This window comes from uncultured Methanobrevibacter sp. (genome assembly GCF_905235195.1).
Taxonomy (GTDB): domain Archaea; phylum Methanobacteriota; class Methanobacteria; order Methanobacteriales; family Methanobacteriaceae; genus Methanarmilla.
This window is the reverse complement of sequence record NZ_CAJOKH010000061.1, coordinates 1-23,628: the sequence shown is the minus strand read 5'-3', so window position 1 is coordinate 23,628 and position 23,628 is coordinate 1. Positions and strand designations below refer to the sequence as shown.

Here is a 23,628-nt window from a genome sequence, read left to right as displayed (position 1 = left end):
CAGAAGGTAACAAATAAATTAAGGTTTTATAAAGTATATTATCTAATATTAGATTCGAGTCTTGAATAATCTAATTGATTGAGATTATGTTTTTTTTTTTAAAAAAGATGATCTTTAGTATTGTTGATTGATAATTTTAGTTCTATACGTTATGATAGTTATATACTATTTTATACTTTAGTTCATATGAGAAATGTTTATATTGTAGCTAACACCTATGAAACAGAGTTTTCACAGGAAGTGGAGAAAGGTATATTGCTTTATTTTTTTGGATTAATAAGCAAGATTTCAAATATACTGCTATTAAACAACCTTATTTTTTATTCATTGCAATAATTTTAGGAATGGGATATTTAGCATCAGATTTTTAGTTGACTTTAAATATACATTCACTATTTTAGGTACAATATGGATTATTACTAGCTGGTATAAATATGAGAATTACGCATTTAAAAAAATATAATTTAATTTTGTAGAAAGTAACTTTGAAAGATGGTTTATTATGCGAAAGAAAACTCATATTGTTGCAGGTTTGATTATTGGACTTTTGATATTTATTGTACTTAGACCTTTTAATTTAATTTTCATTAATCATTTTTTTGAATTTATAAAATTCATTATACTAGTTATTATATCTTCAATAATATTAGATCCTCTGGAGTATGGATTTTTTAAGGGTCATCACAGACAGTTACATAGTATTTTTATTTTAATTATTCCTTTAATGGTCATGTATTTTAATTTTTTAATTGGTTTAGCAATATTTTCTGGTTTTTTATCCCACATTATTCTAGATTTATTAAATCCTAGTGGTTATCCTTTATTTTCCCCAATCAAAAAGGATTATTATAAGTTATATAATAAAATCAATGGTGGAATTAAACTAGGATCTGACGGGGAATATGCCATATTTTCACTCTCTTACTTATTTTAACACTGTTTGTTTTTGGCTTATTAATTGCTGCACCCGAAATAAGCATGGGGAGTCCAGTAAATTTTTATAATCTTAGCAATAATACTAATATTCCATTAAATAGTTCTAATATAACTTATGATGATGAAAATGTTCACATTAACATAGATGTGGATATTAATGAGGATGAGGAGAAAAATATAACAATTAATCGTTATGATAATCGAACGACGTTTTTATTAAGTAATTATGACAGTTCACAGTCAAATGGTTAATATAAGTAAATATTTGAATAAATTTTCTTTTAATATGTATTTTATTTTTAAAATAATTTTCATTATTAAAAAAATTTAATTAATTAAAATAATTCTGATTTTTAAAATATTAATTAATAATTAATATTATTTCTTAAATTAAATTTATCAATCTTTAATTAATAAAAAACTTTATATATTTTATTATTTTTAAAAATAAATGTAGATAATTTATTCTGCTATGTGTTTTATGTGTATTTCTATAAAAAAATAATCGCACTTATTATAGGACAAGTGATGAATCTGCTAAAGTTAATCTAAGTATTAATTTTAAATCTGGAAACTACATTGTAATAATTAATTATAAGTCAAATAGAGGATATGGGGGTTGTAATCTTACAGTTAATATAACAATTCAATAGTACTCTAAAGATAAAATCTTTAAACATTCAAAATATTATAGGGAGGATACTCTTTTTACAGCCAAATCTTATTAATTAATTTGGGCAAGTCCTTTATTTTAATTCTTAAAAAATTATTTTACAAAACTTACAAATTAAGAATTTCGAAAATGGAAACAAAAATATAGATATATTAAAAATTTGAAAAATATACATATATACCAATTTTTGTTAAATAAATTTATGGAGGAATTTTTATGATACCAAAAATAGTCCTGAAAAAATTATTTGATGAATTAAAAAATGATTTGGGAAAACAATATTTATTATCCCTTTTATATGATAATAATCAAGAACCTATTAATGGAAAAACCCGTTTAATGAAAGAATTATTTTTTATATCTCTAAATGTTCCTTCATTAGAGAAAATATTTGAATTTGAAGCAGACAATTATGGTCCAAACAGTGATGTAATAATGGGGTACCTAGAAGATATGAGTCAAATGAAGCTCATCACAGCTAAACATAGAAGTCAAGACAACAATACTATATACAGCATAGGAGAATATGGAAAAAAATTCTTAGAACAAGAACAATTAAATCTTGATTATGATTTAATCTCAGAAATGAAAGAATTATGTCATGGTATAACTAATGATGAATTATTGGCACTAACATATTTCTCTTTTCCTGAAATGACGGAAGAATCATTAATCAAAGATAAAATATGGGCTAAACGTGAAAAACTAGCATTAGGATTATATGAGAAGGGTAAGGTTAGTTTAGAGAAAGCCGTAGAAATATCTGGATTAAATTATGGTCAATTCATGAATTTGTTAAAATCTAAAAATATAAAAGTGGAGCTATTAATATGAAATTAATGGATACTTCAAGCCTCATCTTATTTTTTGAACATATTCCAGAATACGAATTCATCATTACTTTTTCCGAAACAGGAGAAATTATGGTCATCACCCCTCAAGTTGAAGAGGAGTATTATATTAAAAGTGACCCTTCAAAATTCAATGAAAATTATAATCTCGAAAAAATAATCAACAATGAAATAATTATTAAAAAAGATTCTAAAATAAACAGTTTATTTGAAAATAGGTATTTCTTTTTAGGAAAGGGTGAAAAAAGTATAATGAGCCTAGCGTTAAAATATAAGGAACAATCATTAGATTATTATTGTGTCCTTGATGATAAAGATGCTAGAAAAATTGCTTTTAAATTAGGATTAAATGTTAAAGGGTCCATAGGATTATTATTGATTCTTAAAGAAAAAGGATTGATTGAAAAACCTAAGGAACTTATTGAAAAAATCAGACAGTCCGAATTTAGAATTTCAGATAAGATTTTGGAGGAATTTAATGCCTAAAGTACAAGTTTCACATCAGAAAATTGATGAAAATTTATTCATACGTTCTGAAAAACTTAAAATTAATAATAAGACTTTAAGAACTCCAATAAAAGCAATTAATATGCCTAGTCTACGGCAAGATGTTCCTATGGACAATAGAGTTAAAGGAGTAAATGAAATATTCAAAACAATGAAAATAGAAGATATCAAAAAATATTGTTCTGGAGAAAAAGATGAAACAAATATTTATCAAACAATTAATACTTCCTTGAATAAAACAGAGAAAGATAAAGAAGTTAATATTTGTTTTATTCAACTTCCGGATTTAAGATTACCAAAAAATAATGAGATTGATTTTATAAGCAATATTTCTTATGTTTATTCAGATATTACTCCATTGCCTTTAGTTCAAGGTTTATTCAAAAGTGATGAGGGTATGTCGGATTTTAATTTGTTTGTGGAGTTTATGCAAAAATGTATTGATTCGATTAATCGATTAAATAATAAGCCTATTCTTGGAGTTGTTCCTGCTACAATGCCTTCAACCTTAATTGGTTTTTTAATTGATTTTTATTATGATAATGATATTACTTCATTTGCTTTTGATTTTCAAGGAAGAATACATAAAACATTTAAAGTCAAAATCAGGGAAATGATTACCAAGACTTTAGAATTGGATATTTCTAACGAATCTTTTATATATTCTTGCAATACTCAAAGAGGAAAAGTCAGTAAAGGATCAACTATTATTAAAGGAAATGACATTGCTGTTTATAATTATGGTTTTGATGTGATGGGTGATTCTCATATTCCATCAAAAATGCGTCCGGATATTGCTAAAAAATTAAAAGAAAGAGCAGACAATGACTTGAATATTAGATTGTTCAATACTGAAGATTACGGTCATTACAAATTCTCTGATATTGAAGAAATTAAAAAGATGTATCCTTACGATGAAACCGATATTCCATTAAATTGTTTTGACCCGACCATTATTAAAACTAGAGCTTATCATTCTCAAAAATTATTTAATTCTGAACGCATAGGTTTAGAAGCGAACAAGTATAAAAATATGTTGAATCATACTGAATCAGCTTATGAATATATTAATACTAAAAATCAGATTAGAGATTCTTTAGATAAGTTCAAAGAATATCGTTCTAATTTAAATAGATTATTATAAGAATTAAATTAATATATCCAAATAATTTACTATTATGTTAGTTAATGTTCTAAATTTGAGTCTCAATTAATTTAAGTAAATGGGAAGTTCTTCAAAAGGAAAAACTTTAATATATTTCTGTCATTATAAATCTGTAGCAATGTAATAAGAGTATTTAGTGAATTAATTGATATGATGAAAATATGGCTTATGAAAATTATGATGTTAATGAAAAACAACTCAAAAAAGCAAAAAAAAGATTTTAGACAAATATCAAAATCCTGATTATTTAATTGTTGGTAATACAAATGAAGAAAAAATAGATAATCTCATTAAAGATATTACCCAATCTATTAGAAATGAAAAACCGGAATTCATTTTAGATAGATTACATGTACTTATGCAAAATTATTTTAAAGGATTATGCGTAGCTCATGGGATTAGCTATGAAGATAATGATTATTTAGATAATTTAGTTTCAAGATAAGCTAAATTTATAAGCCAAAAATTTGGTTCTGAATTTTCAAATAATATTTTAAAACAACATACCTCTTACAATCCTATTTCAAGTGTTGATTTAAAACCTTTTTAATTAGCACCTTTTTTTTTAAAATGTGTTTTAGATATCAAACCATTCTCTCCTGAAAATGAGTTTAAAAAAAAAATATTATGGTATGGATGTAGAAAGGTGTTATGAACTCAAAAAAGAAGTTCTTTTTAAATTTAGACTATCTCATAATTATACGGATTATTTTAATCTTGATAAATCAACTAAAAGGTTTATTGCAACTACAGATTTACCTGTACCTGGGCCTCCTTCAACTATTAATACACGTTTTTTATCATCAATATAACTTCACATGCCATATCCATTACTATTTCATAAGCAACTTTCTGTTCATCAACATATGGAAGAATTTATTTCCATTTAACATATACTGTGTCTTGAAGTTTTTTGGAAGGTCTGATTTTTCAATGTTCGATTTAATAAATTTATAAACAAATAGAAAAGTCTATTTAAAATATTTTATTCGCAATTTCTTTTATGCTGTCTTTTTAATAATGCATTTTTAATTCTTGATTAACTATAATAACAACTTATTATAAATAGTATATTAATTGTTTTAACTAATTTTTGTGGGGGATAATTATTTCAATTTATAATGAGGATTCTTATGAACAGTCTATATTGGAATTATTTGAAAGGTTGGGATATAATATTTATCAAGGTTATGATATAGAAAGGGACTATAAAAATCCTTTGTTTAAAAGGGACTTAGAAAATTTATATAAGATTAATAATGATTTAAGTTCTGTTGCTATTGATAAAGCTATTGAGATGCTTGAAGATTGGGGTATTGGTTCTTTAGAAGAGAAGAATGATAAATTTATGACTTATCTTCAAAATGGTGTCTCTGTTAATTATTGGGAAAATGGTGAAGAATTATCTACTATTGTTAAACTTATTGATTATGATAATTTAGAGTCCAATATTTTTACAGTTATTAATCAGTGGACTGTAATTGATAAAGAGACAAAAAGGCCTGATGTTGTTGTTTTTGTTAATGGTTTTCCTTTAGTTGTTTGTGAACTTAAATCACCTTCAAGAGATGATACAGATACTTCTGAAGCTTATAATCAATTAAAAAAATATATGCAGGTTATTCCTGTTCTTTTTAATTATAATGCGTTTTGTGTAATGAGTGATTTATCTAAATCAAAAGCGGGAACAATCACATCTTCAGAAGATCGTTTTATGGAATGGAAAACTACTGATGGAAGATATGAAACAACTGCATATGCAGATTTCACCACTTTCTTTGAGGGTATTTTTGAAAGAAATAGATTTATTGATATATTGAAAAATTTTGTTTTATTTTCTAATGATTCTTCTAAGAAGATTAAAATTCTTAGTGCATATCATCAGTATTTTGCTGTTAATAAGGCTGTTAAATCTACACTTGATGCGATTAAAACGGATGGTAAAGCTGGAGTATTTTGGCATACTCAGGGTAGTGGAAAAAGTTTATCAATGGTCTTTTATGTTAATAAACTTCAACAAATCCTTGAAAGTCCAACTTTTGTTGTGATTACTGATCGTAATGATTTAGATGATCAGCTATTTTCACAATTTGCAAAATGTAGTGACTTTTTAAGACAAACTCCTGTTCAAGCAAAAAGTATGAAAAACTTAAAAGATTTGTTAAATGATAGGCAAGCTAATGGGATATTTTTCACTACTATGCAGAAATTTGATGAGTATGATGCTTCATTAACAGATAGAAAGGATGTAATTGTAATTTCTGATGAAGCTCATCGTAGTCAATATGGGCTTGAAGAGAAAGTTAATCCTGAAACTGGTAAAATTACGATTGGTTCAGCACGTAAAATTCGTAATGCCTTACCAAATGCTACATATATAGGCTTTACAGGTACACCAATTTCTAAAGAAGATAAAAGTACTATAGAGGTCTTTGGAAATTATATTGATATTTATGATATGACACAATCTGTTGAAGATGGTGCTACTGTTCCTATAAGTTATGAAAGTCGTATTGCAGAGATTAAGTTAGATGAATCTATTTTAAAACAGATTGATGATAAATATTGGGAATTAAGCCAACAGGCTGAAGAATATAATATTGAAAGGAGTAAAAGAGAATTAAGTAAAATGGAATCTTTATTAGGTGCTCCTGAAATTATTGATGATATTTGTAATGATATTGTGACACATTATGAAGATAATCGTGCTCAAGAGTTAAGTGGGAAAGCTATGATTGTTGCTTATTCACGTTCAATTGCAATAAAAATGTATGAAAAACTATTGGAGTTACGTCCTGATTGGAATGAGAAAGTTAAAGTTGTAATGAGTGGGTCTAATAAGGATCCTGAACAATGGTATAATATTATTGGGGATAAATCATATAAGAAAAATCTTGAAAAGAAATTTAAGGATGATGAAGATCCTATGAAAATTGCAATTGTAGTTGATATGTGGCTTACTGGATTTGATGTTCCATCCCTTTCTACGATGTACATTTACAAGCCTATGAAAGGCCATAATTTAATGCAAGCTATAGCAAGAGTAAATAGGGTCTTTAAAGGAAAAGAAGGAGGACTCATTGTAGATTATATTGGAATTGCTTCTGAACTTAAAAAAGCAATGAGTGAATATACTGAAAGAGATAATAAAAATTATGGGGATATGGATATTCATAATGTAGCATACCCTAAATTCCAAGAAAAATTGGAAATATGTAAAGATTTATTCCATGGATATGATTACTCTAAATTCTTCGCTGATAGTGATTTAGAAAGATCAAAAGTTATTTCTGGTGGAGTAAATTTCATGGAAGATGTATCTAGAGAGAATGTTAAAAAATCATTTTTAAAAGAATCCTTAAAACTTAAAAAATGGTTGTCTTTATGTAGAAGTATTGTCACTGAAAATGAAAGATTTGAATATGCTTTTTTTGAAGCAGTGAGAACGGTTATTGTTAAAATTTCTTCTGATGTAACATTATCAATTCATGAGATTAATGAACAGATTTCAAATTTATTAAATCAGTCCATTAAAAGTACAGGGGTTATTAATGTTATTAATGTAAGTAATGAAGTATCATTATTTGATCCTGACTTTTTAGAAAAAATACACAAATTAGACTCATCAAACCTCACTATTTCTATACTTGAAAAATTGCTAAATGAGCAAGTAAAAGGATATAAGAAAACCAATGTTGTAAAATCAGAAGAATTTTCTGAGTTATTAAAAGAAACTATGAATAATTATGTTAATGGACATATTACAAATGATGAGGTTATAGATGAATTAATTAAAATTGCTAAACTAGTTAAAAATGCACATGAAGAAGGTGAAGAATTAGGTTTAACTGAAGAAGAATTAGCTTTCTATAATGCGATTTCTTTACCTGAAAACATTACAGAATTTTATGATAATGAAACATTAATCAAAATAACTCAGGAGTTAACAGAATCTTTAAGAAAGAATAGGACTATTGATTGGCAGAAAAAAGAATCTGCACGTGCAAATATGCGCAGAACTATTAAACGATTGCTGAAAAAATATGATTATCCTCCAAATGAAATGCAATTTGCACTTGATAAAGTTATACAACAATGTGAGTTATGGGCTGATGAAGCAATATAGGTGATAATATGGCTAAAGATAATATAACTGAAATAGGCTTTGAAAAACAAATATGGGAGGCGGCAGATGAACTAAGAGGTTCAATGGATGCTGCAGAATATAAACATGTAGTACTTGGATTGATTTTTTTAAAATATTTATCAGATAAATTTGAAGAACGGTATCAGGAACTAGTTAAAGAAGGAGAAGGATTTGAAGAAGATATTGATGAGTATACATATAAAAATATATTTTTCGTTCCACCTGAAGCTCGTTGGAGTGAAATTGCTAAGAAAACAAATTCAGAAGATAATGGTTTAACTATAGATAAAGCAATGAAAGCCATTGAAGATTCTAACAAATCATTAAAAGGAATCTTACCTAAAAATTTTTCAAGACCAGAACTTGATAAAAAGAAACTAGGTGCTGTAATAGATATTTTTACAAATGTACAGATGTCTGTAAAAGGAGATAAAAAAGATATTTTAGGACGTACTTATGAATACTGTTTAAGTATGTTTGCAGAAACAGAAGGTAAAAAAGCAGGAGAATTTTATACTCCTGCGTGTGTTGTAAAAACATTAGTTTCAGTTCTTCAACCTTATGATGGTCGTGTTTATGACCCTTGTTGTGGTTCTGGTGGAATGTTTGTACAATCTAAAAACTTCATAGAAAATCATAGTGGAAATATTAATAAAATTTCTGTATATGGACAGGAATCTAATCCTACAACTTGGAAAATGGCTAAGATGAATTTAGCTATAAGGGGGATTGATGCAAATTTAGGTGAGCATCAAGCAGATACATTTTTAAATGATTTACATCCTACTTTAAAGGCAGATTATGTAATGGCAAATCCTCCATTTAACCTTAAAAAATGGGGTCAAGAGAATTTACAAGATGATGTTCGATGGAAATATGGTATTCCTCCTAAAGGAAATGCAAACTTTGCATGGATGCAACATATGATTCATCATTTATCTCCTAAAGGTAAAATAGGTCTGGTTTTAGCTAATGGTTCACTTTCATCAACTACATCTGGTGAAGGAAAAATCAGACAAAAAATAGTTGAAGATGATTTAGTAGAATGTATTATAGCATTACCTACACAATTATTCTATACTACTGGAATTCCTGTATGTTTATGGTTTTTAAATAAGGATAAAAAACAAGAAGGTAAAACATTGTTTATTGATGCTCGTGAAATGGGAACTATGGTTTCTCGTAAATTAAGAGAATTAACAGATGAGGATATAAATTTAATTGCAGAAACATATAATAAATTTGTTGATGGTAGTTTAGAAGATGAAAAAGGATTCTGTAAGGTCAGTGATTTAGATGAAATTAAAAAACATGATTTTATCTTAACTCCTGGTAGGTATGTTGGTTTTAAACCAGAAGAAGATGATGGTATTCCTTTTGAAGAGAAGATGAAAACTTTAACATCTGAGCTTGATGAATTATTTAAAGAATCTAATGAACTTGAATCTAAAATTCGCCAAAGTTTAAAGGAGATTGGATTTGAATTCTAAATTTAAGTTTAGAATTTTTTTTTTTAAAAATTAAAAGATAAATTTGAGTTTAGAATTTAATTTAATTTCTTCTGAGGATTATTGTACTTACATTACAGATGGAACTCATGGTACACATACCAATCAAGAAACTGGAAAATATTTATTAAGTGCAAAGGATATTCTTGATGGTAATGTTCATATTAAAGATAATTCTAGAATTATCTCAGAAGATGACTTTAATAAAATTCACAAAAATTATAAATTAGAAAATTATGATGTTCTTTTAACTGTTGCAGGGACTATCGGCAGAACTGCTATAATCAAAAATTATCAAGATAATTACACATTCCAACGTAGCGTTGCAATCTTTAAAACAAATGATAAAATTAAATCATTATGGTTATATTATTATTTTAATTCTCCAATTGGAAAACAAATTATAAAATCATTATCAAAAGGAACAACTCAATTAATTTTACCATTAAAAGATTTAAGAAACTTAGAAATACCAGTTCCTAAAAACACTTCTGATCAAAAAAAGATATTATCTATTTTAACAGCCATTGATAAAAAAATTGAAATTAACAAAGAAATAAATAATAATTTAGAACAATTGCTTCATACAATTTTCAGTTATTGGTTTATTAGTTTTGAGAAATTTGGTAATTTAAAATTTACACAGACAGATTTAGGAGAGATTCCTGAAGGATGGGAATGTGGAGTTTTAAGCGATTTGTTAATCTTAACAAAAAATCCAATAAAAGCATCAGAAACAAATGGTTTGCCGTATCTTCCAATTGATATTATACCTATGAATTCATTAGGTATATCTGAATTAAAATCTGATGAAGAAGCTAATAGCAGTTTAATCACTTTTGATAAAAATGATATTTTAATTGGAGCAATGAGAGTTTATTTTCATAGAGTTGTTATTTCACCATGCAGGGGAGTTACTCGATCAACTTGTTTTGTTTTAAAACCTAAGAAAGAAGAATATTTAAGTTATCTTTTATTATTATGTAATTTAGAACAAACTATAAAATATGCTCAAAATACTTCAAAAGGAACAACAATGCCGTATGCTGTCTGGGATAATGGTTTAGGAGATATGGATATTGTTATTCCTCCAGAAAATGTTTTAAAGGAATTTCATCAATTAGTTTTTCCAATCATCGAAAAAATTAGAGATAGCTATAATGAAATTAATAAATTACAAAAATTAAGAGACACATTACTTCCTAAGTTAATGTCTGGTGAGATTGATGTATCCAAGATAAATTGTGATTTAGAATAAATTTCTTACTTTGCTTTTTAGTATAAATTATATTATAATTATCTATTAATAACAATAGTTATATTCATTAATAAAGTTTCATTGATAATAATTTAGTTTTTTATTTAACTAATAAATTTTCTATGAGCTATTTTTACATTACTTTGATTTACCATAGCATATTGCATAGTGGTATCTATTTGAACATGTCCTAATAATTTTTGTACTTGTTCTATAGGCATTCCTTTATCGATTGCATTTGTAGCAAGTGTTCTTCTAAATTTATGAGGATGTACTTTAGGGATGTTACATTTTTTCCCTAGTTCTCTTAGTCTTGTTTCCACTCCACTTATTCCGAGTCGTTTATTTGGTTTATTTAATGATACAAAAAGCGCTGGATTTTCATCGTTTCTGGATTCTAAATATTCAATTAAATGTATTTTTGTTCGTGCATCAAAGTATACGATTCTTTCACTTTCTCCTTTTCCAAACACTACACATTCTCTTTCATAAAAATCTATATCATCAATATTTAATTTCACTAGTTCTCCTACTCTTATTCCGGTTGATATTAGTATTTCTATCAGTGCTAGATCTCTTATATCTTTGCATTGGTCTCTTAATATTTCTAAGTTTTCATCTGTTAGTACTTCTTTTACAACTCTTCCTGTTTTCACTCTATGTATTCTTCTTACAGGATTTTTTAGTATATAATCTTCATCTTCTAACCAGGAAAAGAAACTTGAAAATATTCTTCTTATATTATCTATTGTAATTTTTGATGAGTTTTTTTCTTGTTTATGTTCATATAAATATTTTCTTATATCATCGGTGGTGATGTTGTATACTTGTTTGTTAATTTTTTCTAACATTTTTTCTAGAGTTGATTTATAATAGATTAATGTTTTTTCGGATCTTCCTTCTACTTGTTTTGCAGATAAAAATGATGTTAGTAATTTATTGTTGTCTGATTCATTTGAGTCATTATTATTGTCCAATATTTCAATATCCTTAAATGAGTTTAATAAACTATTTGTTAATTTTAAATATTGTCCTTGGTTTAAAAAAGGTTTCATTTGATTTTGAATTTTTGATATAATTTTTGTTTTCATATTAAAATTCTCCATAAAATAGGGTTTATGAATTTTAATATGATTTTTTTAATTATTAAATTCAAATCACAATTTATCTGTGAGACATCAATCTCACCAGACATTAATTTTGGAAGTAAAGTGTCTCTTAATTTTTGTAATTTTTTTATCTCTAAAATATTTTTCTGAATGTTATCAAAAAGATTAACAAATAAATCAAATACTGATTTTAATTCATCTAAGTCATTAGGTGATGCTATTTCTATTTCTGAAAAATCATCAATTGTTACATATTCTTGGACTGAATATTTCTTAATAGTTTGATATTTTCTTTGAAAATTATTTGATTTAAACAAAAAATACACAAATTGATGAGGTAATTTATCTGATTTAACATTAATAAAATTATAATGTACTGCAAGTGGCAAATCCTCTTTATTAATTACAGTGACTAAACCTAATGTTCCAATTCTTGATATTAAAATATCATTTTCTTCAGGAACCCATGTTTTATGAACCTTTTTAAAATCTTCAACAGAGATATATTTAACATCTGATAAATCAATAAACCCTGAATTAATATTTTTCACATTTAAAAATGGAATTCCTTCTTCTACACGATTAGGTTGATAATTTGTACCAGGTTTTATATGATTAAATAACTCTTTAAGCTTGTATGTCCTCCAATTTATTGGAATTTTTCCTATTTCTGTATCAATTAATAAATCATCAGAATATTTTGAAAAAATAAAAAAATTTTCATTTAAAATAGTCTGCCCTATCTTTTCTAAATTATTATTTAGTTCCCCATTAACTTTGATTTTTTGTTCAATATTTCTTAAAATAGAAGATATTTTCTTTTGATTGTGTAAATTAGGTAAAGAAATAATTAAATCACCGATGTTGGATGGTCTAATGGAAGGATAAGAAGTAGTACTTTGTTCTGCAATAGTCTGCAAAGACTCCGTAATGTGATTTTGAGTGATGAAATAATATACAAATTCAGGAATTGCATTTTTAGTATCAACTGTTATGGTAGTAAAACCTGTAGAAACTAAGAAATTTTCTGGAGGATTTTCTATTAAACCATAATGTTCCTGATTTGGCCTAACTGTTGAATAAATAATGTCTTTATTCTCTACTTTTCTTTTAGCCCTACTAGGTATAGCATCTTCATTAGGATTTAAATATTTTATTTCATTTATTTTTCCTTTAATTATGTTTTTAGTATCTAAATAATTAATAAATTTCCAATCATCCTTTTTTGAATAGGAACTTTTATTCAATATACAAATATCATTTAATTCAAATGTTTCCCATTCTAAACTCAAATTTTACTATAATTTTTTAATTTATAGTAATTTAAGTAATATTGATTTAAATTATTAAATATTTATTTTAGAAATATCAATTTCTCCAGACATTAATTTGGGAAGTAGAATATCCCTTAATTTCGTTAATTTTTCAATTTCTTTTTGATTTTCTAATATTTTTAATAATATAGGTTGACCAATTTCATTAAATTTTTGCATTGTTTCTTTATCAGGCAATAAAAATTTCATATGTTTAATGGATTTTCCTGCATGTAATATTGTGGTTCCTGTTGCAAATGTTTCAAGTGTTCTTTGAATTCTGTCAGATTTAACTAAACAATATAAAAAAGCTTTGTTAATATCCTTATTTTTGATTACTAGTTTCCTCATTCCAGTAGAATATGATCCAATTAACCCCATTTTCACAATTCCTATTGTTGCATCTAATGATAAAACAATGTCTTCAAATTCGAGAATTTTATTTTTAGATAAATTTTTATCAATATATACTAAATTATCTCTAGAACTTAAATCCCCAACACGTATAAATGGTATAGTATTAGGTAGTTTATTTTCATAATAATTTTTACTTCCCGGTTCAACTCCAGTAATAAAATTTACATAATCTTCTAAAGATTTAACAGACCATTCTTTTGGAATTTGACCAAAATCTTTATCTTCTTTGAATCCTTTTTCTTTATCATATATTGCAAATTTTTCAAAACAATTATTATAAAGTGTTTTAAGTATTTTTTCAAAATTATTATTTATTTTTTTGTTTGTTTCAATTTTTTTATCAAAATATTGTATTATATTTGCAATCTTATTTTGAGTATTCAAATCGGGTAAATTAATTTTTAAGCCTTTGATGATCTTTGTTGTTAAACTTCCTCTAGTACTGGCATGATCAGAAAGCTGTCTTAATTCCGGATACCTAAATTTGAGATTATATAACAAATAAAAATTATTTATTTTATCATTAGGATGGATTACAATAACAGACTGGTTTACATATGTATCAATCATTAACATACTAGATTGACCTCTTGTAAATCCTTGTCCTGCAGATGCAATAACAATATCACCTTTGTTGGCTAATTTAGTTGATGAATTATCAGCACCATCTTTTGTAATAAATTTTTCAGTAGTGTATATATAGGTGTTTCTTGTTTCTCCTGAAGATAACCAGTTTAAATTGCCATTCCAATATTCTTTAATCTTTGTTGAAGGTGTTCCTCCTGAAAAAATGTTTCCAAGATCACCAATTGTACAAACTTTAAAATCTAAACTCAAATTTTATTATTGGATATATTTTTTTGAAAAATTATTTTTTTTTAAAGTTGTTGTTATTAAATTAAATTTCTATAAGCTAATTCAGTGAAATTAAATATAAATTCCATTATTGTAATTATTCATGAAATGAAAAATAATATTAATTTAATGTAGAAATATCTAATTAATATAAAAAATAAATAACACTAGTTGTGATGTTACTATTTATAGAAATAATAGATACTCATATAGTAAGAATTACATATTATTATAATAATTTTGAATTAAAATTTGTATTTTCTAGGTGATTATATATGAAAAACATGTGGATGGTTAGGGCAGGTAAAGATGCTTTTCTTATAGATGCATTTAAGCATAAAAATATTGTATGTCTCGGTTGGTGTCTAGGTGACCTTAAAGGTAAAAGTGAAGAAGATATTAAAAGACTTATGCAAGAACATTATCCTGATGAAAGTAAAAATACTTTAAGTATTGCTTCTTCACAGGTAATTAAATTTAGATATAAAATTGTAAAAGGAGATTATGTTTTATCTTATAATCCTTCTAGTCGTAAGTATTTAGTTGGAGAGATAACTTCAGATTATTATTATAGTGAAGAATTGGAAAATGAAGATATAGATTATATTGGTGGACACAATGATACTCGTGATGTTAAATGGTTAGGTGAAGTTTCTAGAGATAATTTATCAGTTTCAACTAAAAACACATTAGGTGCTATACTTACATTATTTAATATTAATGAGGAAGCTCAAAAAGATATTCTAGATGTTCTCAACAATAATAAATCTCCAATTGATGAAGAGGATGAACCAACGGATCATACTGAGGTTTCTATTTTAAAAGATGATATTAAGGATAAATCTATTGAATTTATTAAAGATAGGGTTAATCAATTGGATCCTTACCAAATGCAGGATTTGGTGGCGGGTCTGTTACGTGCAATGGGTTATAAAACTATTGTTTCACCTCAAGGTCCAGACCGTGGAAAGGATGTTATAGCTTCACCTGATGGTTTAGGTTTAGAAGATCCTGTTATTTTTGTTGAAGTTAAACATAGAAAAAACACTTCAATGGGTTCACAGGATATTAGAAGTTTTAAAGGTGCTTTAAAGAAAACTAATCGTGGAATATATGTATCTACTGGTGGATTTACTACTGATGCTAAATATGAAGCAGAAAGATCTGAAATACCTATAATCCTAATGGACTTAGACAGACTCGTTAAATTTATCATACAATATTATGATAATTTCGATAATGATGCTCGAAGTTTAATTCCACTTACAAAAATTTATTGGCCTTTATAAAATATAATTTGAGTTTTATGTAAAAAAAAGTATGTTAAATAGAGTTATTTAGACTCTTTTATGTTTTTATGTTATTTTTACTTTTTAACTAATTAAAAATAATAAAAAAAGAATAGTGTTACTTTATGTAACACTTGAATAATTTTTTATACTGGTCTATACCAAACTTTTGCACCCATTGGTTTATAATACCATGCAGGGATTTTAAGTGCAGTATAATATATAAGACCAGATTTATATACTTTACTGATAGTTCTTTTTATAACTTTTCCATTATATGCATTTTTAAAGAAATATTGTACTTTAGTTATTTTATAAGGTTGGCTGCTAACATAAGGATGCCATAATTCTACATATAACTTTTCAGTACTTGGACTTTGTTTTATTTCCCTATAAAAAGATAAACTGGAGTCTGGACGTATATTTTTATAAGAAGTTTTATATCCTTTTCCAATGGCTTTTATTATTATTGTTTTTATTGTTTTTTTAGGGATAGTGACTCTTATAGTAGTAGATGCTTGGTATTTTGGATTTGTAGATGTAATTACATATTTATGAGTGCCTATGCCTAGATGTTTGAATATTATCTCTTTTTGATTGTAGCTAAGAGTTCTTACATAATGGTCTTTACTTTTTCCTTTATATGTTTCATGTATTTTTAATTTAACTCCGCCAATCAACTTATAATCGGGGCCTCTTAACCATATGTGCAGTCGTAGATTATTATTGTTTTCTTTAAAGTAGCTAGTTTCTATTTTGCATTTAATTGCTTTTTGAGCACTAACACTATTAGCATTGTTACTGTTACTATTAATATTTTTATTTGATTTGGTAGATGTTAATGGTTTTTCATTTAGTTTAGGTTTATCTGTATTGCTTTTTAAGTCATCTTCATTTTTTTCTTCTGCTGAATTAACTTCTTTATTATTACTACTTTGTGAAACATCTTCTTTGATGTTTTCATCTAAAATAAGTTTTTGATTATTATCTGTACTAATTACTTCCTTTGTTACATTTTCGCTTCCACTTATTGCTGAAATGCTTACAATACATAGAAGCGAAATTAGTACTAAATACACTAAAATATATCTATTATTTTTCATACAATTTTCCCCCATTTATAGTTATACTTATATGTTTTAATTTAATATTTATTAAATCTTTTGAAATTTATTAATGTGATGATTTATTCTTGGATTTTATTTTTTTTCATAACAACAATGTTTTGTAGTTTCATACTAATATTTACCTATTTTATAATATATTTTAATTATTATAATCTTATTTTAAATATTATAAGTATCAGATATAATTATATGAAAACTGAATGTTTAGATAATTTTTATAAGGATTTGGATAATGAAATCAGCAAAGAGTATTCTATTAAAATTAAGAATTTAATTGATGCAAATAATTTAGACCCTGAAACATTAGCTCAATTAATTGAAAAAGAGGTAAATCATGTCTGAATTTAAGCTTCATGATATTCATATCCAATCTTTTAGAGGAATAAAAGATTATTACCTTGATTTTGAGGATAAGTCTTTAGTTCTTGTTGGGGAAAATGGTAGTGGTAAAAGTTCTATTGTTAATGCATTTGAATTTCTATTTACAGGTCAGGTTGATTCATTAAAAGGTACTCAGGCAATTAAGCATGACAAGTCTCTTGTTCATTTGGGAGATAATCCTGAGGATTTATCTGTTACTGCAAGTATTAATGACCTTACAATAGTGCGAAAATTGAAAGAGGAACCTCCAGAAAATGATATTCTAGATGATTTTGCAAATGGTTCATTTCTTTTAAATAGGCAGAAACTTCTTAAATTCATAGAACTAACTCCTAAGAAAAAATATGAAAATATTACCTCTATTATAGGTTTTGCAGAACTTGATAATATTGAAAATACTTTAAATAAAACTAAAAATTCATTTAATACTCAGATTAAAAACAAAAAACAAGATTTAGAAAAGAAAAACGCCGAAATCTTAAAAATATATGAAACTGAAGATATTGATGAGACCTATGAGAAGATTAATGAAACATTAGTTAAAAATGATTATGATAAAATCACTCCAGAGTCTGATTTGGAAAAGTATTTATACAAAACAGTTAGCAGATATCATAGATTTATTTAATGTTGATATTCAATCTATTAATTTAGAATTTGAAGACTTACTTACAGAATATGAACAAGCTACATTGTATGAATTAAAATCTACAAATAATCTTATAGATATTTTAAACAAATCTTCAGTATATATTGAAAATGAAAACCTTAAAGAATGTCCTATCTGTAAAAATGATATTGATAATGAAGAGGTTTTAAAATATATCACTGATAAGAAAAAAGAACTGGATGAAGAAAAATTCACTTAAAAATTGGAAAAATAAATATTCAGATTTTATTAAAAGATTAAATAAACTTAATTATACTCTTAAAAGTATTGATAAGATTTTATCTAATTTTAAGGAATATGATTTTGATTACAGTTTAGATTACTTTATTGATGATTTAAATAAACTTGCAAACTTTGAATTGAGAATTTCTGAGATTAACAGAAATATTTTAATTGATTTAGATAAAGAGTTCACTGATTTTAAAACTAAAATCCAGAATGATTTTGATAAATTAAATGATAAGGATAATTATGAAGAATTAACTAAAGTCTATAAGGTGATTTTTACCTTACATGAGATAGAAGGTTTACAAAATGATTTAAAAATTATTGAAAAAGAGTATGAATTAGCTAATACTACTTATACCTTATTTAAAGATAATAAACAGAAAACTCTTGAAAAGATTCTTGAAGATATTCAAAAAAGAGTAAGTGAGTACTATAATTTTATTCATGATGATGAGGAGTTTAACACACCTGAGATTAAAGCACCTAGGTCAACTGGAATATCTTTAAATTTAAACTTTAAAGATGTTATTGCAGATCCAAGATCATATTCCAGTGAAGGGCACTTAGATTCATTAGGTTTATGTGTATTTTTAGCTTTTGTAAAAGAATTTAATAAATATAACTTTATAATATTAGATGATATTATTTCGACAGTAGATTTAAATCATAAAGAACGTATTGCATCATTACTCTTAGAGGAATTTAAGGACTATCAAATTATATTAACAACACATAGTAAATTATGGTTTAGACAACTTAAAAACTATGCAATAAATTATAAATTAGGACATAAATTTATTTTTGCTGAAATTAGACATTTAGATAAGTTTACAGGTCCTGATTTAAATAAAAACATGTTTACTAAAGAATTAATAGAGAAATATTTAGAGTTCGGTGATGCTTATGCTGCAGGTAATGCAATAAGAAGATATTTAGAATATGTTTGTGAGAATGTATGCCGTACTAATCAAATACCATTACCTTTAAAAGAACATTATATGGTTGATGATTATTATAAAGCTCTTAAAAAATATTTCTTTGATTCTAAAATTTTTAAATCATCTCCTAAAATTGAATCTTATTATGAAAAAGTTTTTAAACACTTTGATAGTTCAAGATATTTAGGAAATGTATTATCACATGATGATGATTCAAATCTTGATGTTACACTAAATGAGGTAGAAAAATTTAAAAAGGTTGTATTTTTAGTTGAAAGGTCAATGACATGTTGGAAGTGTGGCCGATACTTAAGCTTTGATGAAACTAATAAATCTGCCTCATGTACTGGAAGAAAGTGTATAGCGGTTATGAGTTTTAAAAATAAAGAATAGTTTTATCATTTATATTTATCAATTTTCTAAATCTGATAACAAAACGTAAATATCTTCAGTTGTCTTTTTAGCTTTTTTAAGAATATTGGACCTAAAATCCTGATAATAATCTGCTTTATTACGATATCTTCTCAATTTACTCAAAGCTTCAGCTAGGTCCACTTCGTTTTTATTATATCCTAACCTTAAACAATCAATTAATGTTTGATGAGGGCTGTTTCGATGTCCTAATGGAAAATGTTCCTTTTCAAAATAATCTTTAGCACTATGATAACAAGAATAATAATAACGCCCTACGGCTGAACGTTGATAAGATTCTTCTTGAGAATAGTTTTCTAAATGATTTCCTACTTCCAGAAATTTCTTCCAATTAAAACTCATAATAATTACCACAAATCTACAACTAATAAATTTTTCAAAGAATCATCATTAATTGATATTTTTTTAATTTCTTCATTTAGATTTTTTATCTCTTTCCAGTCAGCATCAAAAGATTCATCTTCTCTTTTAATATATATTACTATTTTATTAAAATTTGGAATTTCCGGGTCTTTTTCAAACTCTAACCGAAAATTGTCTTCTGGAAAATGAGTATTTATTATTGGTGTTACTTTTTCCATATATTCCATAAGGCCAATATTTTTAATAATAAAATTAATTATTTCTTCTTTATTATCTATCTCAAAATTACTTAATATATTATTTTCAGCTAATTTAGGAATATTTGAATATTTAATGCTGAAAGTAATATCATTTAAATGAGGATTTTCGTATTTTTCACCATTTTTCATTTTAATTCAATCCTCCTTCCAATAAATCATAAATTTAATATAAGATATCAATTTTTATATATTTATATTCTATTATCTAAATTTAAAAAACCACATTCAAAATAAAATAAAATTCAATACTTATATTAAATAAACTATTTATTGATGAAATATATAATTAGTTAGTCATCTGATTTACTTTGAAAATATATAAAAAGTCTATATGGTAATTAGAAAATCTAATCTTATAATGAATTTATCTTGGAAGGTCATAATATGAAGTTTAATTTATCAAATATTAATTGGAAATCCCAAGCTACGTGGGTTCTACTTTTAACTTCATTACTCCATTTTACATGTTCTTTTACTGCAAATTTTATTACAGTTCTTCTTCCAGATATTTCTGTTGACTTAGATGTTCCTGTTGAAACTTTAAATTGGATTACATTAATATTTTTAATAGCAATTATTGCAATTACCATACCTGCAAGTAAAAATATTAAAAGATTTGATCTTAAAAAAAGTATAAGAATTTTAATTTTTCTTTTAATTGTAGGTTTAGTACTGTCTGCTATTACACCTAATATGGAAGTGTTTCTTTTTTCACGTCTTATACAGGGAGCTAGTATTGCATTACTACCTACTATTGATTTGGTAATAATTGTTTTAGCAATGCCTAAAGAGGATGTTGGAAAAGCTTTAGGAATTGTAGGCTCTGCTGGTTATGTTGGAATGACTATTGCACCATCTGTAACTGGTTTTGTTTCAAATTTGTTTCATGGAGATATGCATTTTTAATTATTGTTCCATTATTGGTCTTTCTATTGTTTTTAATACGTTATATTAAAGTGGATAATTGGGTTGTTGAAAAAAATCCTATTGATTTTGCCGGTTCATTCATGTATATTTTTATGACAGTATTGTTTGTTCTTGGAATTTCATCTTTTAGGATGAATAATATATTTTACCTTATGGGATTTTTCATATTGCTTATAATCTTTATATTTTATGAAAAGAGGATTAAAAATCCTATATATAATTTAGAGCTTTTGAAAAACTATGAATATCTTATTGGTAATTTTGCATCAATGGTTAATTATTTTGTAGCATTTATTACTGTTTATGTCTTAAGTTTTTATTTACAGCTTGTTTTAGGATTAAACAATTTGGCTGCTGGATTATTACTGTTTATAACTCCGGTGATAATGATATTTGGTGCACCTATTGCAGGTAAGCTTTCAGATAAGCATGATCCTACTATAATTTCTGCTCTTGCTATGGTATTAATTGCTATGGCTTTAGCAATTTTTACATCAATAACTTCCCTTCCATTTTATATGATAATAGTAGCATTTGTTTTACAGGGTATTGGTCAGGGACTCTTCTCTTCACCTAATAATAAAAATGTTTTAACATCTGTATCAGATAAGGATTTAGATGATGCTTCTGCATTACTTACAACTATAAAAGAAGTTGGAAAAATGTTAAGTTTAAGTATGTTTAATCTTATCTGTATAATATTTGTAGGTTATGATGAGATACAAGATGATATTCTTGGTTTATGTCAATCTATGAGACTTATTATGATTATCTCTCTTGTATTGGTAATAATTTGTGTATTGTTATTGTTTATTTCTAAATATCATTTTAAAGATAAAAGTTAATATTAATTTTTATTTATTATATATTCAAAATATTTTATTTAGTAATGAGTATATGAGAATTATGTATTTAGCTAAATGCTCTTTTAATAATCTTAGAATTTTCTATTTTAAAAGACATTAACTAATAAACTATATAAAAAATAAATAATAAAACCTTTAGTAATTATGTTTCATGGTGATTAAATGGCAGATATGTATATGGTGAAAGCTGGTTTTCACACTAAACACTTTAAAACATTTGAAGAAAATAATTTTATTGGTATAGAATCAGATTTTAAAGATTTATCTTCAGTTGAAAATAAACAAGACTTAAGACAATTATCAGAAGATGTCTACCCTGACTTGTCAGAACGTGACAGACGTAATACAACAAATGTAGTCTCTATTTTACTATTTGATTTTAATATTGGTGATTATGTAATAAGTTTTGATTGTCATAATAGAAACTATATTATAGGTACTGTTAAATCTGATTATATTTATGATGAGACTCTTCTTACTCCACATATTCGAAATGTTGAATGGTTGGGAAAAATAGATAGAGATAATCTGTATATGCATGTTCAAAAAAATCTTGAAGACACCCGTTTAATATTTAAAATCTATCAGGAATATGCAAGTGAACTATTAAAGGAACTTAAAAATAATCCGGTTTAATTTGTACTTTTGCTTATTTTTTATTATTTTTTATTTTTTTATTTTCATATTTGAATTTGGTTCATTTTTACCTATTTTTATATAAGTTTTTTTAAATTTTTAGAGATTTTTTATTTATTTTATTCGAAATATTATGAATGAAAACCATAAGCTTTATATACTAAAAGTTTTTAGTGCAATATTTTCTACGAGTTTTTGTATATTTTTCATTTTTTTATTTTTTTAGATAATTTCAAAAGTATTACTATATTTAAATTTAGTAATATTTTAATTCAATATTTTAAATATTTATTTTCAAATTAAATTCTTTATTTTTATTAATTTTTATTCATATTTTTATTTTATTATTTATTTATTTTATTATTATTTTATTATTATTTATTTTAGTAAAAACATTTATCTTAAAATATTTATATAAATTAAATATTAATTTTTTTATATTATATAATTTTAATATTTATTGCAATTATTTCAAATAATTTTTGTTAATAGTAAGCTTCTGTATATAGTATGTGCTATATGTTATATGGCGTTGGTTTAAGAATATGTTTAATACATTTTCTATGATGACTATATTTTCCACATGTAGCAAAATTAATTTATATTTACAAAAATCACTTTGTTGATTAATTAATGAGGACCCAATACTAGTATTGGGTGTGATGTTGGTTTTGTAGATGTGGTGATATTTGATTGTTATTTTTATACAATTATTGTGTATTTTTACTCGTCTATGTTCTTTTTTGTGTACTTCGAACTATTTTTTTATGGT

Annotated in this window: 21 protein-coding genes and 1 pseudogene; 15 read left to right on the top strand and 7 right to left on the bottom strand. The window is 25.4% G+C overall.

Translation table 11 applies throughout. The features are described from left to right. The first annotated feature begins 502 nt into the window (after positions 1-502). The 5 genes from QZ146_RS07635 (at position 503) to QZ146_RS07615 (ending at position 4,111) form a co-directional block, all read left to right on the top strand. The gene (locus QZ146_RS07635) at positions 503-934 is read left to right on the top strand and encodes a metal-dependent hydrolase (RefSeq protein WP_295723230.1); all 432 of its coding nucleotides are present in this window, start codon (positions 503-505) and stop codon (positions 932-934) included. 44 nt (positions 935-978) lie between these two features. Next, on the top strand, positions 979-1,188 hold the full coding sequence (locus tag QZ146_RS07630; protein ID WP_295723228.1) for a hypothetical protein: 210 nt from the start codon (positions 979-981) through the stop codon (positions 1,186-1,188). Positions 1,189-1,825: 637 nt separating this feature from the next. Further along, positions 1,826-2,443 (top strand): UPF0175 family protein, encoded by a 618-nt coding sequence (locus QZ146_RS07625; RefSeq protein WP_295723226.1) that lies wholly within the window; start codon positions 1,826-1,828, stop codon positions 2,441-2,443. Continuing rightward, on the top strand, positions 2,440-2,946 hold the full coding sequence (locus QZ146_RS07620) for a DUF3368 domain-containing protein (RefSeq protein WP_295723224.1): 507 nt from the start codon (positions 2,440-2,442) through the stop codon (positions 2,944-2,946). Before QZ146_RS07625 ends, QZ146_RS07620 begins: the two co-directional genes overlap by 4 nt. Then, entirely contained in the window at positions 2,939-4,111 is a 1,173-nt protein-coding gene (locus QZ146_RS07615; protein ID WP_295723222.1) for a hypothetical protein, read from the top strand. The genes QZ146_RS07620 and QZ146_RS07615 overlap by 8 nt, the downstream gene beginning before the upstream one ends. 727 nt (positions 4,112-4,838) lie before the next feature. Here QZ146_RS07615 and QZ146_RS08885 read toward each other — a convergent pair. Next, on the bottom strand, positions 4,839-4,916 hold the full coding sequence (locus tag QZ146_RS08885; RefSeq protein WP_365316901.1) for a DNA/RNA helicase domain-containing protein: 78 nt from the start codon (positions 4,914-4,916) through the stop codon (positions 4,839-4,841). 309 nt (positions 4,917-5,225) lie between these two features. On the opposite strand from QZ146_RS08885, the gene QZ146_RS07605 reads away from it, so the two are divergent. Genes QZ146_RS07605 through QZ146_RS07595 form a run of 3 tightly spaced genes read left to right on the top strand, consistent with a single transcriptional unit; the run spans position 5,226 to position 11,045 of the window. After that, entirely contained in the window at positions 5,226-8,258 is a 3,033-nt protein-coding gene (locus QZ146_RS07605) for a type I restriction endonuclease subunit R (protein ID WP_295723219.1), read from the top strand. A gap of 8 nt (positions 8,259-8,266) precedes the next feature. Further along, positions 8,267-9,769, top strand: coding sequence for a class I SAM-dependent DNA methyltransferase (locus tag QZ146_RS07600; protein ID WP_295723217.1), 1,503 nt, complete (start codon positions 8,267-8,269; stop codon positions 9,767-9,769). Between the two features lie 43 nt (positions 9,770-9,812). Next, positions 9,813-11,045 (top strand): restriction endonuclease subunit S, encoded by a 1,233-nt coding sequence (locus QZ146_RS07595; protein ID WP_295723216.1) that lies wholly within the window; start codon positions 9,813-9,815, stop codon positions 11,043-11,045. A 104-nt stretch (positions 11,046-11,149) separates the two neighbouring features. On the opposite strand, the gene xerA is transcribed toward QZ146_RS07595, so the two are convergent. From xerA to QZ146_RS07580, 3 genes are read right to left on the bottom strand one after another with little or no spacing between them, the layout of a single operon-like run. Beyond that, positions 11,150-12,136 (bottom strand): site-specific tyrosine recombinase/integron integrase, encoded by a 987-nt coding sequence (gene xerA, locus QZ146_RS07590; protein WP_295723215.1) that lies wholly within the window; start codon positions 12,134-12,136, stop codon positions 11,150-11,152. Then, on the bottom strand, positions 12,133-13,446 hold the full coding sequence (locus tag QZ146_RS07585) for a restriction endonuclease subunit S (protein ID WP_295723214.1): 1,314 nt from the start codon (positions 13,444-13,446) through the stop codon (positions 12,133-12,135). The genes xerA and QZ146_RS07585 overlap by 4 nt, the downstream gene beginning before the upstream one ends. A gap of 54 nt (positions 13,447-13,500) precedes the next feature. Then, positions 13,501-14,721 carry a restriction endonuclease subunit S gene (locus QZ146_RS07580; protein ID WP_295723212.1) on the bottom strand — a complete coding sequence of 407 codons (1,221 nt, stop codon included), beginning with the start codon at positions 14,719-14,721 and terminating at the stop codon, positions 13,501-13,503. 293 nt (positions 14,722-15,014) lie between these two features. On the opposite strand from QZ146_RS07580, the gene QZ146_RS07575 reads away from it, so the two are divergent. Further along, positions 15,015-16,028 carry a restriction endonuclease gene (locus QZ146_RS07575; protein ID WP_295723211.1) on the top strand — a complete coding sequence of 338 codons (1,014 nt, stop codon included), beginning with the start codon at positions 15,015-15,017 and terminating at the stop codon, positions 16,026-16,028. Positions 16,029-16,174: 146 nt separating this feature from the next. On the opposite strand, the gene QZ146_RS07570 is transcribed toward QZ146_RS07575, so the two are convergent. Beyond that, the gene (locus QZ146_RS07570; RefSeq protein ID WP_295723209.1) at positions 16,175-17,131 is read right to left on the bottom strand and encodes a hypothetical protein; all 957 of its coding nucleotides are present in this window, start codon (positions 17,129-17,131) and stop codon (positions 16,175-16,177) included. Positions 17,132-17,344: 213 nt separating this feature from the next. Here QZ146_RS07570 and QZ146_RS07565 point away from each other — a divergent pair, with 213 nt between their 5' ends. The 4 genes from QZ146_RS07565 to QZ146_RS07550 are packed head-to-tail and all read left to right on the top strand — an operon-like array spanning position 17,345 to position 19,765. After that, on the top strand, positions 17,345-17,497 hold the full coding sequence (locus QZ146_RS07565; RefSeq protein WP_295723207.1) for a hypothetical protein: 153 nt from the start codon (positions 17,345-17,347) through the stop codon (positions 17,495-17,497). After that, a complete protein-coding gene (locus QZ146_RS07560) occupies positions 17,490-18,164 on the top strand; it encodes an ATP-binding protein (protein ID WP_295723205.1) in 675 nt (224 codons plus the stop codon). The genes QZ146_RS07565 and QZ146_RS07560 overlap by 8 nt, the downstream gene beginning before the upstream one ends. After that, positions 18,088-18,405 (top strand): hypothetical protein, encoded by a 318-nt coding sequence (locus tag QZ146_RS07555; protein WP_295723203.1) that lies wholly within the window; start codon positions 18,088-18,090, stop codon positions 18,403-18,405. The genes QZ146_RS07560 and QZ146_RS07555 overlap by 77 nt, the downstream gene beginning before the upstream one ends. Next, a complete protein-coding gene (locus QZ146_RS07550) occupies positions 18,386-19,765 on the top strand; it encodes a hypothetical protein (protein WP_295723201.1) in 1,380 nt (459 codons plus the stop codon). Before QZ146_RS07555 ends, QZ146_RS07550 begins: the two co-directional genes overlap by 20 nt. Before the next feature lie 18 nt (positions 19,766-19,783). Here QZ146_RS07550 and QZ146_RS07545 read toward each other — a convergent pair whose 3' ends face one another. Together QZ146_RS07545 and QZ146_RS07540 are read right to left on the bottom strand one after the other, a co-directional pair. Continuing rightward, positions 19,784-20,146, bottom strand: coding sequence for a hypothetical protein (locus QZ146_RS07545; protein ID WP_295723200.1), 363 nt, complete (start codon positions 20,144-20,146; stop codon positions 19,784-19,786). A 5-nt stretch (positions 20,147-20,151) separates the two neighbouring features. After that, entirely contained in the window at positions 20,152-20,556 is a 405-nt protein-coding gene (locus QZ146_RS07540; RefSeq protein ID WP_295723198.1) for a hypothetical protein, read from the bottom strand. 255 nt (positions 20,557-20,811) lie between these two features. Here QZ146_RS07540 and QZ146_RS08880 point away from each other — a divergent pair. Next, positions 20,812-22,199, top strand: a pseudogene (locus QZ146_RS08880) (MFS transporter). Positions 22,200-22,382: 183 nt separating this feature from the next. Further along, positions 22,383-22,856, top strand: a complete 474-nt coding sequence (locus tag QZ146_RS07525) for a hypothetical protein (protein ID WP_295723192.1) — start codon at positions 22,383-22,385, stop codon at positions 22,854-22,856. The last annotated feature ends 772 nt before the right edge of the window (positions 22,857-23,628 follow it).